The sequence below is a fragment of the Paenibacillus cymbidii genome (assembly GCF_004764705.1).
In the GTDB taxonomy this organism is placed as follows: Bacteria; Bacillota; Bacilli; order Paenibacillales; family NBRC-103111; genus Paenibacillus_AN; species Paenibacillus_AN cymbidii.
Map to the genome: position 1 here is coordinate 280,506 of NZ_SHLX01000002.1, position 14,890 is coordinate 295,395.

Consider the following 14,890-nt stretch of genomic DNA (forward strand, 5'->3'; position numbering starts at 1 on the left):
ATGTTCAAACGAATGACCGCCGGAGAAATCGCTTTTCAATTCGTCGCCGTCATGCTGGTCGCCGTCCTGTGCGTGCTTGTGCTCTACCCGTTCCTGCACGTGTTTTCCTTGTCGTTCAGCGCGCCGAAGGACGCGCTGCGGGTCGGCCTGCACATCCTGCCGCGGACGTGGTCGCTGGATGCGTACCGCGAAGTGTTCCACCTGCAGAACCTGTACGTCGGCATGTCCAACACGCTGTTCCGCACGATTGTCGGCACCTTCCTGTCGATCGTGCTCATGTCGCTAGGCGCCTATCCGCTGTCGAAGAAACGGCTGCCGCACCGCACTTTTTTTACGATGCTGATCGTGTTTACGCTGTTCTTCAGCGGCGGCCTCATCCCGACGTACATGCTGATCAAGGACCTCGGGCTGTACGACTCGCGCTGGGCGCTGATCGTGCCGATGCTGAGCAGCACCTTTACGATGTTCATCATGCGCAACTTCTTCATGAGCATTCCGGAGGAACTGGAAGAGTCGGCCAAAATCGACGGCGCCAACGACGTGCGCATCCTGCTCTCGCTCATTCTGCCCTTGTCGAAGCCGATTCTGGCGACGGTGACGGTGTGGGTGGCGGTGGCGCACTGGAACGCCTGGTTCGACGCCCTGATCTACATCCAGGACCCGAAGAAGATGGTGATGCAAATTTATTTGCGCAAACTGTTTATAACGAACGACAGCGACACCTTGCGGCAAATGATGGAGCAGAGCGGCGGCCGGGTGCAAGTGCAGGAAACGCTCAAGTCGGCGGTGCTGATGGTGACGATGGCGCCGATCATCGTGCTGTATCCGTTCCTGCAGAAGCATTTCATCAAAGGCATCATGGTCGGTTCGCTGAAAGGGTAACGCGAATATTGGCGGCGGGGTGATCAACAGGCCTGCCTCGCTTCAATATACAATCAAGCCATGGGAGGAATCACGATGAAAAAAGGGAGAGTCAAACTCGCGACACTGCTGCTCGTTTCCGCAGCGCTTGCCGGCACCGCCGCGCTCGCGGGCTGCACCAAAAGCAAGGACGAAGGCGCGACTTCCGCGTCATCGTCGCCGAAAGCTTCGACCGCGGCGACAACCGAGCCGCCGATGGAAATTACGGTGCTCGGCGTCAACCCGCCGAACGACGACAAAAGCTTCGTGCAGCAGTACATGGAAAAGAAATACAACGTCAAGTTCAAAAACATACGCGTCGCCCGCGACACGTGGCAGCAGGAGTTGAACATCAAGCTGGCGGCCAAGGAAGTGCCGGACATCTGGTACTTGTGGAGCTCGACCGAAGTGCAGCAATACCACTCGCAGGGGCTGCTCGCCAAAATCGACCGGAAAGCGATCGAGCAAGCGATGCCGACCTACGCCAAACAAATCACCGACATGAAAGCCGAAGACGCCTGGCGGCCGGCCTTCTACGACGGCAGCTATTACGCGGTCCCGCGCCTGTGGCTGGACGGCGCCACCAGCTACCTGACGGCGTACAACAAGGCGTGGCTGACCAAGCTCGGCTTCTCCGCGCCGCCGAAAGACTTGACCGAGTTCGAGCAATATTTGACCAAGGCGCGCAATGACGATCCCGACGGCAACGGCAAGAAGGACACGTACGGCTACTCGGCGACGGGCAAATCGGCGTTCGCGACGTTCAACACGATTTTCGCCGCGTTCCAGGTGGCGCCGAGCGTGTGGGGCGAAAACGACAAGGGCGAGCTGCAGCTTGGCATCACGACGGAGAAAGGCCGCGCCGCGCTGCGCCAGATCAACAAATGGTACAAAGCCGGCCTGATCGATCCCGAATTCATCACGACCGACGATACCAAGCTCGGCAAAGACGTCGCCAGCAACAAAATCGGCGCCGACGAAAACTACTGGTACTACTTCGATCCGGTTGCCGGCGCTAACCAGTTGGCGTTCAAGGCGGCCAACCCGGGCAACGAGCTTGTCGTCGGCAAACCGCTGGCCGGCCCGTACGGCCCCGGCACCGCGCTTTCCTACGGTCCGTTCACGGCATTCGTCGGCATGGGCGCGCAGGTGGAGAAAGATCCGAAGAAGATGCAGAAAATTTTGCAAATGTGGAATGACTTGACCTCGGACAAAGAAACGTACAAACTCGCCGCCTTCGGCAAGGAAGGCGAATCGTTCAACCTGAAGGACGGCGTGGCCGTGCTGACGGGCGACAACATCAAGCAGGAAGTGCTGGGCGGCACGTACGGCGCCGGCGACTATTACAACCCGTTCCGCGGCTCGGTGCTTGCGTTCCAGGACTTTACGTATACGAAAGAGCGGATCGACTTCAAGAACGCGGCGACCGGCGGCGTGCCGACGATGTTCTCGAAGAAGCTGTTCCAGACGGACGCGGACAAAAAATACCCCGACCTCGGCAAAATGGTCGACGAATATTTAATCAAATTCGTCACCGGCGAAATCGATCTCGACAAAGGCTACGACGATTTTATCGCCAAATGGAATGCGGCCGGCGGCGCGGAAATTACGAAGGCGGCGAACGATTACTACAAGGCCAATTACAAGAAGTAAGACCGTTTTCCATTGGAAACCCGGGAAGGATGCGGCTTTCGCATCCTTCTTTGGGCTGCAATCGCGAAAAGTTGATACCGATTCAAATATAATGAAATGGCTCCTCTCCTCGCCCCCGTGCTATAATCTCGGTACGGGGCGGGCAGCTTTGCGGCCGGTTCGAATCCTGGATGGAGAGGGATGTTCAGGTGGGATACTTCAAACGCGTCAACATCAACTACCTTCGCCGGATGACCATCACCTACAGCATTTTTGCCGCTGTCCTGATCGGGATGGCCGGGACTTACTTTTACACCAAAGCGAACGAATCGATGACCAATGAAATCGGGATGTCCAGCAAGTACCGGCTCGATAAAGTAAGGGATTTTACCGAAGAGTCGCTGAAGAAGAAGTATGAACAGACGTACGCCGACAAAGTGCTTTCGACTGTAGATCCGAAGGGCCAGCCGTCCGACTTTTTGTATTTCCTCTCCAATCCGTGGGAAGGGAACAGCTATCGCATCATTCAGCTTGTCGAAGATTTGTACAAAACGCGCCGCGGCAACATCGAGCTGCAAGATGTAACCGTTTACTATACGAAGGAGCAGTTTCTCGTCAACAGCCAGACGTTTCACGCCCAGCCCGCCCGCTTCGAGGACCAGACGTTCATCGAGCAGCTTGCGAGCGTCAAGCACCATGAGTGGTTCAAGCGCACGTCGTCCGCGAAGGAAGATCTGCTCACTTACGTGTATACGCTTCCATACATGTCGACCGGCGACAAGATCAGCGGCTACCTGTACATCGACCTCAACATCGACAGCCTGAAAAAAGAGTACGCCAGCATGATGAATTCCTCCAGCGAAAAGCTGTACGTGTTCGACCATTCCGGCAATTTGCTGTTCGGCACCCTTCCGCCCGGCGAGCAGGACATGGCCGAAATCGCCGCGCTGAAGTCGGAGGGGCTCGATTTCAAGCTGATCAATTCGCCCGAAGGCAAAGTGGTCGTCTCCTATTTGCCGGCCGGCCGTTCCGCCGACAGCTGGAGCTACGCCACCGTGCTGCCGCTGGGTTCCGTCACCTTGTATGCGGCCAAGCTGAAATCGCAAATTTTGTGGGCGTGTCTGATCGTGCTGCTGCTCGGGTTTGTGTTGTCGTATGTGTTGTCCCGCCGCTTCTATTTGCCGCTGAAGAACGTGCTGGTCCACATCCGCAACATCTACGAAACGGCGGAGCCGGCTTCCCAGACGAACGAATATTCGCGCATCGACCATTTCATCCACCATCTGGACCAGCGCATTGTCAGCCTTGAGGACGAACTGGTCAAAAAAGACTGGATCCGGCTGCTGTACGGCCATTCCGGCGGAACCGCGCTGGAGGAGCGGATGCATCTGTACGGGAACCGTTCGTTTATCGTCGCCCTGATCAAGACCGAGCCTACCCATGCCGCCAGCGCCATGGAGAAGTTCGAAATGGCGAACCATCTGCACCCGTACGAACTCATCCCGCTTCATCCGGACGAGTTCGCCGTGCTGTATATCGTCCAGGCGGACGAAACCGACGACGGGCAGTCGATCCGAGGCGACATGGAGAAGTTCCAGCTGCTGATCCGGCGCGAGTTCGCCATCGGCATCGGCATCGGCTCCTTCGCCGCGTCGCTGAAGGACATTCATTTGAGCTACCGCCACGCCAAGCTGGCCGGCTCGTATTCGTTCCTGTACGGCGCGAGCTATTTGCTCAGCTACCGGGAAGTGTCGGCGCGCAGCCGGCTCGCTCCCCCGTTCCCGTTCGAGCCGTTCGAGAACGCGCTGAAAGCCGGGGAGGCCGCCGAAGCCGAGGCGCTGATCGACCAGTACGAGCAGCGCATTCAGGCCGAGCCGGTGCATCTCGAGACGATCGAGCTGACGCTTCACCATATCGTCGGCGTCTTGTCCAAGGTGACGATCGACCTCAACCTTCAGGACAACATCAAGTCGACCTCCGACTTGTTCGCCGAATACAGGCAGGCTTCCTTTGCGGCTACCGTCGCCTGGATCAAGGCGATCGCGCGCGATATTTCGCGCTATATCGGGCTGCATACGAAGGATGTGCACCAGGCGCTGGTGCAGGAGCTAAAGCTGTTCATCGACCAGAACCTGCACGAGGACATTTCGCTGGATACGTTGGCCGGGCGGGCGTCGTTGTCGGCGTCCTACATCTCCACCTTGTTCCGCGAAGTGACGAATACGCCGTTCTCGGAGTATATCACCCAGGCGCGGCTGCAGAAGGCGTCCGACCTGCTGATCAACGACGCCATTTCGGTCAAGCAAATCGCCGCCGACGTCGGCTACCGCAACGTCGCCTACTTCTGCACCAAGTTCAAGGAGAAGTTCGGCGTAACGCCGGTCCAGTTCCGCAACGCCAATCAGTACCGGCGGCTGGAGTCGCGGTAGGGGCATACCATCTTGGCAGATCCCCGATGCCGTGGCGGCTGCCTCTCTGCCAAGTGGGAATTTGGCAACAGGTAATGCGCGACACTCCGCAGAAGGAACGTGAACGGAATAGCTTCCAATTGCATGTGATCATCCCGATGGTGCTGTCGAACCTGGTCGGAGCGGTATTTCCTAAAGGTTGCCGCAATACGAGCCAAACAACCGATTAGATGTGATTTTTTACATATAATTTTTTTTGGGGGGGACAGTGAATAGTAACCATTCGTAAGCTCCCCGCATGTCTGACTGTATCGCTCCCTGCCTTGCCAGTTCCGCAAAAAATATCAAAAGTTAAGGGTCTTATCCTATTATAGTTGATATACCTCCATGGGGGCGATGAGATGAATTACATGAAATCGGTAAGTCAGGCAATTGCCTACATAGAGGCCCATCTGTCCGATGAGATTGCGTTGGAAGAAGTTGCGTCAGAGGTTGGATACTCCTCCTATCACTTCCATCGCATATTTCAATCTGTCACGCGAAACACCGTTCCGGAGTACATAAGGGGGAGGAGATTAACCTATGCGGCCTACGATTTGTTTAATACCGACCTTAGAATCGTAGAGATCGCGATCAACTATCATTTTTCATCTCAGGAAGCTTTTACGCGTTCGTTTCAACAGCGGTTCTCCATCTCCCCGGGACAATTCCGCAAGCAGAAGGACATGAAAGACACGTTATTCCGGGTAATGGAGAAGAAAGCGTTGGATGAAGTCGGGCTGCGGCATCTGCACGAAGGCGTAACCCTCGATCCCGCAATTATATCTATGGGCGAACTTTATTTGGCTGGAATGGAAGTACGGGGTCTTCATTCCGACCAAATTGGGGAACTGTGGAGATCCTTCAAAAAACGCGCGGCGGAGATGGATAGAAACCGAGAGCGAGATCCGATTTATTATGCTCTCATTGAACTTGCCGGAACAGAGTGGGAGGTCTCTTACATCGCCTGCGTCGAAATTGGCGAAACCGGGCAGACGCCTGAAGGAATGATCGATAGAAACTTGCCGCCAACGACTTATGCTGTATTCTCACATAAAGGAACAGTAGCGAGAATACAAGACACCTTCCAGTATATATACAGTACGTGGCTGCCCAAATCAGGGAAAATTCGCATGAACCAACCGGAATTTGCACGCTACGACCATAGATACTTGGGGCCATTGCATGAAGATTCGGAATTTGACATCTATATCCCTGTTGGCCCGGGCATAACTTAGCGAGGATTGGAGGACTTTCTTGGATGAAAGATAATAATCGGAATGGGTGTGCAGGATATTCTCAAGTACAATTATTCGACGCCTCATTGGGAATCAATTTTCCCATGACGGTAATGTATCCGACGGACAGGCCTGAACAAGAAGAACGACTGGGACCCTACCTGCTGGAATTGGCTAAAGACGCAGACCCCTTGATGGGGAAGTTTCCTCTCGTTCTCATTTCTCACGGTACGGGAGGTTCGCCTCTTGTATACCGGACGCTTGCCCGGCATTTAGCGCGAAACGGCTTTATCGTCGGCATGCCCGAGCATCCGTACAACAATCGAAACGATAATAGCCTGGAAGGGACCGTTCAGAATCTTGCTTGCAGACCGAAGCATCTTCGTATGGCTATCGATTGGTTTTTTGAGTGTGCGAGATTCAACAGTAACATAATGCCCGATGCCGTTTCGGTCATCGGGCATTCCTTGGGAGGCTACACCGCGCTGGCAGCGGCAGGCGGCATACCCACCTCGTTCCCTCAGGAGTCGCCTGACGGACAATCCCAAATCATAGAGGTTATTTCAGATTATCGAATCAAGTCTCTGGTTCTATTGGCTCCGGCGTCGGTGTGGTTTCGGGTTGACGGGGCATTGCGTGCGGTTAACCTTCCGATCCTCATGCTTGATGCCGAGAAGGATCCCTACACGCCTGCTTTTCACGCACAAATTATTATCGGGGGAGTTGCCGAGCCCAGTAAGATTCATTATAGAACCGTCGAAAATGCAGGGCACTTTTCCTTTCTGAGCCCATTTCCGGAATCGATGATAGCCCCATCATTTCTTCCATCCCAAGATCCGCCCGGATTTGATCGGGAACAGTTTCATGAATGGCTAAACGCTGAAGTGTTGCATTTCCTGTGCAGTCATCAATGATTTGTCCGATCTTGCCTGGCGCAGCACTGAAAGTGGAACTTGGTTAATTATGGTCAAAATAGTGAGCAATATACGAAAGCCGCCTTCGAATCATTAATGAAGGTGGCTTTCGTATATGAAGGTACATCCCGTGCATGGAAGGATCGAGAGTGTGTAAAGCGACCCTAATCGTCAATACGAATGTCCATGCAGTACAGCAACGAAAGCGCCTCGGGCAGCGCAAACCGGGCTTTGGCGATGCGGTTGCCGCCCGGGTCGATCCGGTAGTTGGCCGCCCGCGAGAAGTCCGCACCGGTCAAATTCGTTTCGCCGAACAGACTCTCGCTGAAATCGGTGCCGCTCATGTCCGCGTTCGACCAATTCGCCTCGCGAAAGTCGACATCCTTGGCGGTGCAGTTCCGCATCGCGCATTCCGGCAGATCAAGCCCGATGAACGTGGAGTGGTTCAGCACGCATTCGTCGAATGCCAGCAGGCCGGCGACCCGAAGGCGCGGCCAATCCGCCTCCGTCCAATTGACGCCGACCAGCCGGCAGCGCTCGAACCGCACCTGCGAGACGTGGCTGTCCGTCACGCGAATGCCGTTCAAATCGCACTCGACGAACGCGCAGCCGGATAACTTGCATTCGCGGAACGTCGTCCCGGCAAACGTGCAGTTCCTGAACGTACAATCGTAAAAGCGAACCGAATCCAGCTCCTCTTCCTCGCAACGAATGCCGTCAAACGTCTCATCGTAATACTCCGACTCCGCAAACATGCGCTCACCTTCTCCTGGCTTTTTTCATGATAACGAAAATCACGCGCTACTTCGCCGGCAGCGACCTGACATAACGCAGCGCGTCGTAAGCGAGCGGCTCCCACCGGTCGGCGTAAATCGCCGGCACTTCGACCCAGCCGTTCATTTGCCGTCCGCCCGCCATCGGCTCGAACATGCGCACCCCTTCCAGTTCGAACAAGGCGGGGAACGTGTCCGGCGGCAGCTTGAACACCATTTTCCCCTTGTGGAACATGGCATAAGCTTTGCCGCCAATCTTCAGGCACTTCGCGCCGAACATCGAGCCCGCGGCGACACTGTCGGTGTGCTTCATGTGCTCGGCAATCGCCAGGTACTTTTCCATCTCTGCCACTCCTTCCGTTTCCCCAAAATTCAGCCCGCATACTGGCTGGCGTGAAGCTGCGCATAAAATCCTCCCGCCGCCATCAGCTCCGCATGAGTGCCGCGTTCGATCAGCCGGCCCCCGTTCAGCACCAGAATGGTGTCGGCGTCGCGGATCGTGCTCAAACGATGGGCGATGACGAGGCTCGTCCGGTCCTTCATCAGCCGGCGCATCGCCTCCTGAATATGCATTTCCGTACGCGTGTCGATGCTGCTCGTCGCTTCGTCCAGAATGAGAATCGCCGGATCGGCGAGAATCGCCCGCGCAATCGTCAGCAGCTGCCGCTGGCCCTGACTGAGATTGCTCCCTTCCGGAGCGAGCGCCGTGTCGTAGCCGTGCGGCAAACGCGCGATGAAGCTGTCGGCGTTGGCCAATCGCGCCGCTTCGCGGATCTGTTCGTCGGTCGCGTCCAGTTTGCCGTAGCGGATATTGTCGCGGATCGTGCCGGAGAATACGTACGAATCCTGCAGCACCATCCCGATCAAACCGCGCAGCGCGTCCTTGTCCAGCGTGCGGATATCGGTCCCGTCGATCCGGATCGTACCGGCGTTCGTTTCGTAGAAACGGTTTACCAGGTTGACGATCGACGTTTTGCCGGCGCCGGTCGGTCCGACGAGCGCGATCATTTGCCCCGGCTTCGCTTCGAACGTCACGTCCGTCAACACCGGCGTGTCCGGGCGGTACGAGAATGAAACTCCTTCAAACGAAACGTGGCCGCGCGTATGCCGCGGCTTATTCGTATCCGGCGGAAGCTCCCCGCCCCGCTGCGCATATTCCGACTCCATGTCGATCATCTCGAACACGCGCTCGGCCCCGGCGACGCCGGACTGGATCAGGTTGTACTGGTTGGCCAGGTCCGCGATCGGCCGGCCGAATTGCCGGGAATAGTTCAGGAAAGCGACCACAACGCCAAGCGTCGTCCAGTCGCGGTACACCATCCAGCCGCCTATGGCGGCGATCAGCGCGAACCCCAGATTGTTGAACAGGTTCATAAAAGGACCGACAAGGCCGGAGACGATTTGCGCCTTGATGGCCTGTGTCGTCAACTGACCGTTAACCGCCTGGAACTGTGCGGCCGACTCCCGCTCCCGGCGGAAAATCTGCACCACCTTCTGACCGCCCACCGTTTCTTCGATCAAACCGTTCAGTTCGCCAAGCTTCTTCTGCTGTCCGGCAAAATAAGTCCGCGACAGCCGCGCGATCGAACGCGTGGCCAGCAGCACAAGCGGGATCGTGATCAGGCTGACCGCCGTTAGCGGCAAATTCAGTCGCAGCATGAGGAACAACGAACCGCCCAGCGTAATCAGGCTGGTCAGCAGTTGGGTCACCGTCTGGTTTAGCGTATTGGCGACATTTTCGATGTCGTTGGTCGTCCGGCTCATCAGGTCGCCCTTGGACTGCCGATCGAAAAACGACAGCGGCAGCAGTTGATAACGGTCGAACAAGTCGCTCCGCAACGATTTGACCATGCGCCCCGTAATGCCTGTCATCACGTACGTTTGCAGCCACGTAAACACGCTACCGGCAAAATAAAGGACGAGCAGAAACGCACACAAACGAAGCAAATCGTTCAAATCGCCCGCAAGCACATACTTGTCGATCGCCGTGCCGAGCAAATACGGGCTGAACAAGGCAACGCCGGCGGCGCACAGCGTCAGCGCATAAACGAGCCCCAGCCCGCCGCGCTGCCGGGCGAGGTAGCCCCACAGCCGGCGCACGGTTGCGCCCGTGTTGCGGGCGCGCACCTTCGGCACCGGCGCGCCGCCGCGGCCCGGTCCGCCGGGACCCGGCAGGCCCGGAATCGCCTGCGGGCGCCCGTGGTCGCGCTCTGCGCCGGCCCGGTTGGCGCCTCCATTTTCGTTAACCGACATGCAAGTTGTCCCCCTCCCGCACCTGCGACCGGTAAATCTCCCGATAAATTTCGCTGTCCCGCAGCAGCGATTGATGCGTGCCTTCGGCCGCAATCGCGCCGTCCTCCAGCACGAGGATGCGGTCGGCGTCCGCCACCGAAGAGATGCGCTGCGCGATCAGAATGTTCGTGCTCCCGCGCATGATCGTGCGCAGCGAAGCGCGGATGCGCGCTTCGGTCGCCGGATCGACGGCGCTCGTGCTGTCGTCGAGAATGAGAATGCGCGGCTTCAGCAGCAGCGCCCTGGCGATGGCGACCCGCTGCTTCTGCCCGCCGGACAAGTTGACGCCGCGCTGGCCGAGCTGCGAATCGTAGCCTTCCGGCATCCGGGCGATAAACTCGTGGGCTTCTGCGGCGCGAGCCGCTTCCTCGACTTCCGCGTCGGTCGCATCGGGCTTGCCGAAGCGGATATTGTCGCGGATCGTGCCGCTGAACAGCGTCGTCGCCTGCAGCACCATGCCGATTTGCGCGCGCAGATGATCGAGGCGAATGTCCCGCACATCGGTGCCGTCAATCAGCACCGCTCCTTCTTCCGCGTCATACAGCCGCGGGATGAGCTGGACGAGCGACGTTTTGCCGGAGCCGGTCGCGCCGAGCACGGCCAGCGTTTCGCCGGGACGCACCGCGAACGACACGCCGCGCAGCGCCTCCGCACCTTCCGCGCCGGCATAAGCGAACGACACGTCGCGAAATTCCACCGCTCCTTCGCGGATGACGCCGTCCCGCGCAGCGGGGCTGTCCTGGATGTCCGGCTCGGCGGCGAACACTTCGTTGACCCGGTCGGCCGACGCCTTGGCCCGGGAAACGAAGCTCAGCATCATGCCGAGCATCAGCATCGCCGACAGCAGCTGCGTCACATAGTTCAAATACGCGATGAGATCGCCGACCGGGAGGTCGCCGTCCCGCGTCAGCTGCCCGCCGAACCAAAGCACGGCGACAACGCTCGCGTTCATGATCAAGCCCAGCACCGGCTGGTTCAACGCGAGAATGCGTCCCGCTTTTGTCGCAACCTTCGTATAGTCGCCGTTGGCCGCTTCGAACCGTTTCCGCTCGAACGGCGCGCGCACGAACGCTTTGACGACGCGGATGCCGGAGAGGTTTTCCTGCAGCACGTTGTTCACGCGGTCGAGTCCCGCCTGCACGCTGCGGAACAGCGGGAACGAGCGGCGGATCAGCAGCGTCAGGAACAGCGCCAGCAGCGGGATCGCCACGGCGAGAATCGGGCTGAGCCGAAGGCTGATCAGGATCGTCATCGTCAGGCTGCCGATCACGAGCAGCGGGAAACGCACGAACGTGCGCAGCGTCATCTGCACGAACGTCTGCAGCTGCGTCACGTCGTTCGTCAGCCGCGTGATGAGCGAACCTTGCTGCAGTTGGTCCAGGTTGCGGAACGACAGCGACTGCACCTTCTCGTACAGGCGGTTGCGCACATCCTGGGCGAACCGCTGCGAGGCGATGCTGGAGAACAGCGTGCAGCCGGCGCCGCCGATCAGCCCGACGAGCGCCACGCCGATCATCAGCAGCCCGGTATTGCGAATATGGGCAAAATCATGCTTGGCGATGCCGTCGTCGACGATGCTGGCAATCAGCGCCGGCTGCAGCAGGTCCATGCACACCTCGAGCACCATCAACAGCGGCGCCAGCACGGATGACAGCCAGTACGGCTTGAGGAATCGCGTCAGCTTGCGCATCGCGGGGTCCCTCCTTGCGCGCGGACACAATCGGCCGCGTCGACACAATCGGCCAAATCGATACTTCCGTTACGCTTCGTCATCGGGCGATTCTCCGTTAGCCGCTGCATCGTCGTCAGGCACACCATCCGCTGCTGCTCCAGGGAGCTTCTCTTGTTGTTCGCCGGATTCCGGCGGCCGATTGGCCTCGTACAGCTCGAATGCGTGAATGAACTCTTCGATGATTTGGTCCGTCGCTTTCAGTTCCCCGCCGATCACGTCGCGAATGCCGCTTAGCTCCGGCCGGGCGAGCTGGCGCTCCAGCGTGCTGCGCCGCAGCTGCAGCCGATCCAGAAACGCCAGCGCCCTCCCCCGACGAAACGTCTGCGCGTTGCGGCCATCCTCCCGCTCGCCGTGCCTTCCGTGCCGGCCGCCGCCATGCCCGCCGTGGCCGCCGCGTTCGCCGCGCCCTTCCCGGCCGGGCCCGCCGTGCCCGTCATGTTCGGGCCCGCTAGGCCCATCATGCTCGGGCCCGCCGCGCCCTTCTCGGCCCGGTCCCCCGCGGCGTCCGTGCCGGCCGTCGGGGCGAAACTCATTTTCCGCCATCATTGGTGTCACTCCCATGCGTTGTCGATGATACAATTGTATACGTTTGTATACATCGAAGTCAAACCATTTCACTGCGAGACCAGACAGGGCAGGGATAGCCGCCTTGGAAAAGCGGCGTTTGGCAAATAGGCCATGTTTTACTGGCTATTGCCTCAAAAATCGAGGACAACAAAAAAATAGCCAGCGAAATCGCTGGCTATTGCGGAGAAACGTCCCATTTTGAGGTAGTTTGGCCAGAATAGCCAGTGTTTTCGCTGGCTATTTTCGGCGAAGCGCGCGAAATGAGGCAAATAAGCCATTTTTCATGGGCTATTTGGCAACTTACTTCCGGCGAACGCCCGCCCGCGACGGGTCGAACGGCACGAACCCGAGTCCGGCGGCCGGAGAATCGCCCGGCATGGCGAAATTGCCGCCGGCGCTGTCGGCAAACTGCGGATCTGCCGCAAGCGAATGCAGATCGAATCCGCGTCCGCGCCATTCATCCGGCCCGATCTCGCGAAGATAACGCCACGTCGCCGTGTCGTCGTAGCGGGCGTTGGCCGCGTAAACCGGCTCGCCACGCGCCGTGTCCCAGATCAGATTCAAGTCGCTGATCAAATGGATGCCGGCAAAATCGGACTTGCAGACAAAGGCCGGCGTGTTGTCCGCGAGCACGATATTCCGCTCGAACACAATCGAGATGTGCTCCTCCTGACGGGTGAAGCTGATTACGCCTTCCTTGCCGAAAGCGAAAATGTTGTTGCTGATCCGGTTCTCGCGGCCGTAATGCTGGTGGAAGCACTGGCTGCTCAGCCGGTAGACGAGGTTGTCCTCCACCGTGATGTGAGAGCTGCCTTCGTCGAGATAGATGCCCCAGCCGCCGTAGTTTTTTTTGACGATGTCGTGAATGACGTTGCCCCGAATGACCGTGCCCGGTTGGACGCCCAGCATATAAATGCCGCCCATGTCGTTCAACATCCCGTGGCCGAGATCGTGAATGTGGTTGTATTCGATCCGGTTGTCGCGCGATACGTTGTCCGCGTAGCCCCACACCCACCCGCAGGAAATGCCGGTGTAATACAAATCGTGAATATGGTTGTGCGCGATCACATTGCCGTACGCATGCCGCGACACGACGCCGATCCCGCTATGGAATACAAGCCCGCCCCGGTGGATATGGTTGTCCGTAATATGGTTGAGTCCGGTTCTGCCGGCCAATGACTTTGCCGCATCGGAGCCGCTCAGCTTCACGCCGCCCGCGCCCATGTCGTACATCGTGTTGCCGACCACATGATTGCCCGTGCAGCCGGGTCCAAGATTGACCGCGTAAAAGCCGACATGGCGAATATCGCAATCCTCCAGCACGCAATGCCGGGCCCCCGTCCAGTCGATGACCCCGGGGAGATGATAAGCGGCTTGCGGCGCGCAAGCCAGGTCGCGCTGCTCCATGCCCGGGTGGCCGCTGGCCCGCTCCGGATCGCCGCCGCGAGGAAGACTCCAGTCGGTGTGGCGGAACGACAGCCCGCGAAAGTGGAGGTGATCGATATAAACGCCGCGCTCGGGATCGCCGAACAAGCGCAGCAACTGCTCCGTCCGCGGAGCGCTGATTTGCGTTCCGTCGATCGTTTCGCCGTCCATCGGCATATAGTAAAGCTTGCCGCTGAGGCGGTCCAAATACCATTCGCCCGGCTCGGTCAAATGCTCAAAAACATTGTCGACGTAATATTGCGCGTAATTCAGCGCCACGTCGTCCTTCAGGCCAAACGTCGAACGCCGGCTCGACTTCACGAGGCGACGCTCCTCGTCGAGCGAAACGATCGGCATCCGCTCCTCGACCCAATAATGCAGCACGACGATATCGACGTCGTCCAGATTGGACCAGCGCCCCAAATCGCCCGCCGCGTAATGAAACGTGTCCGAACCGTCGAAAAAACCGTTCAGCAGGCCCGGCACCAGCTCGAACCCCGGCACGCTTTCGATCCGCAGCAGCCCCTGTTTCGGATAACGCGGCCGCATGCGCCGTTCGCCGTTGACGAACAAGGAGCGGAAATACCAGCGGCCCGCCGCAACCTCCGGCAGCTCGGCCACCCAAACCGTGCGGCCGTGCAGCTGCTCTTCCGTCCAGCCCGCGATCGCCTGGCCGCCGTCGAGAATCGGCTCTTCCCCGGGATATGCCTCGTAAACGACGGTTGCGCTGTCCTCCGCTTCAAAATCGAGCGGTTCCTTCATCGCGTACACGCCGCCGCGAAGCTGCACGCGAATCAAGCCGCGCACGAGCCCCCGGCGTTTCAGCTGGCGAACGGCGTCGCGCGCCCGCTTCAGTGTGGCGAACGGCCCGTCCGTTCCTTCCCCGCTGCGATCAGGCAATAGGCCCGTCCAGGAATCGTTCCCGCTTGGAGACACGTAGTATACGGTTTCTTCCATGTTCTCTCTCCTC

At 58.6% G+C, this 14,890-nt stretch carries 11 protein-coding genes; 5 read left to right on the top strand and 6 right to left on the bottom strand.

The window, feature by feature from the left end; all coding sequences use genetic code 11:
* The 5 genes from EXY20_RS04465 (at position 1) to EXY20_RS04485 (ending at position 7,131) form a co-directional block, all read left to right on the top strand.
* Complete coding sequence (locus tag EXY20_RS04465; protein ID WP_135548093.1) at positions 1–882, top strand: carbohydrate ABC transporter permease; 882 nt, start codon at positions 1–3, stop codon at positions 880–882.
* Positions 883–957: 75 nt separating this feature from the next.
* A complete protein-coding gene (locus EXY20_RS04470) occupies positions 958–2,553 on the top strand; it encodes a type 2 periplasmic-binding domain-containing protein (RefSeq protein ID WP_167858985.1) in 1,596 nt (531 codons plus the stop codon).
* Between the two features lie 188 nt (positions 2,554–2,741).
* Entirely contained in the window at positions 2,742–4,961 is a 2,220-nt protein-coding gene (locus EXY20_RS04475) for a helix-turn-helix domain-containing protein (protein WP_167858986.1), read from the top strand.
* 380 nt (positions 4,962–5,341) lie between these two features.
* Positions 5,342–6,217 (top strand): AraC family transcriptional regulator, encoded by an 876-nt coding sequence (locus EXY20_RS04480; protein ID WP_135548099.1) that lies wholly within the window; start codon positions 5,342–5,344, stop codon positions 6,215–6,217.
* Positions 6,218–6,240: 23 nt separating this feature from the next.
* Positions 6,241–7,131 carry an alpha/beta hydrolase family protein gene (locus tag EXY20_RS04485; RefSeq protein ID WP_235885349.1) on the top strand — a complete coding sequence of 297 codons (891 nt, stop codon included), beginning with the start codon at positions 6,241–6,243 and terminating at the stop codon, positions 7,129–7,131.
* Positions 7,132–7,295: 164 nt separating this feature from the next.
* Here the strand turns inward: EXY20_RS04485 and EXY20_RS04490 are convergent, their stop codons facing one another.
* The 6 genes from EXY20_RS04490 to EXY20_RS04515 all read right to left on the bottom strand — a co-directional run bounded on the left by EXY20_RS04490 (position 7,296) and on the right by EXY20_RS04515 (position 14,877).
* Positions 7,296–7,886 carry a pentapeptide repeat-containing protein gene (locus EXY20_RS04490; RefSeq protein ID WP_135548101.1) on the bottom strand — a complete coding sequence of 197 codons (591 nt, stop codon included), beginning with the start codon at positions 7,884–7,886 and terminating at the stop codon, positions 7,296–7,298.
* Between the two features lie 46 nt (positions 7,887–7,932).
* The gene (locus tag EXY20_RS04495; RefSeq protein ID WP_135548103.1) at positions 7,933–8,247 is read right to left on the bottom strand and encodes a hypothetical protein; all 315 of its coding nucleotides are present in this window, start codon (positions 8,245–8,247) and stop codon (positions 7,933–7,935) included.
* Positions 8,248–8,276: 29 nt separating this feature from the next.
* Positions 8,277–10,157 carry an ABC transporter ATP-binding protein gene (locus EXY20_RS04500; RefSeq protein ID WP_135548105.1) on the bottom strand — a complete coding sequence of 627 codons (1,881 nt, stop codon included), beginning with the start codon at positions 10,155–10,157 and terminating at the stop codon, positions 8,277–8,279.
* Positions 10,147–11,886 carry an ABC transporter ATP-binding protein gene (locus tag EXY20_RS04505; RefSeq protein WP_135548107.1) on the bottom strand — a complete coding sequence of 580 codons (1,740 nt, stop codon included), beginning with the start codon at positions 11,884–11,886 and terminating at the stop codon, positions 10,147–10,149. Before EXY20_RS04505 ends, EXY20_RS04500 begins: the two co-directional genes overlap by 11 nt.
* Positions 11,887–11,955: 69 nt before the next feature.
* A complete protein-coding gene (locus EXY20_RS04510; RefSeq protein WP_135548109.1) occupies positions 11,956–12,474 on the bottom strand; it encodes a hypothetical protein in 519 nt (172 codons plus the stop codon).
* Between the two features lie 321 nt (positions 12,475–12,795).
* Positions 12,796–14,877 (bottom strand): right-handed parallel beta-helix repeat-containing protein, encoded by a 2,082-nt coding sequence (locus tag EXY20_RS04515; RefSeq protein ID WP_167858987.1) that lies wholly within the window; start codon positions 14,875–14,877, stop codon positions 12,796–12,798.
* Positions 14,878–14,890: the final 13 nt, after the last annotated feature.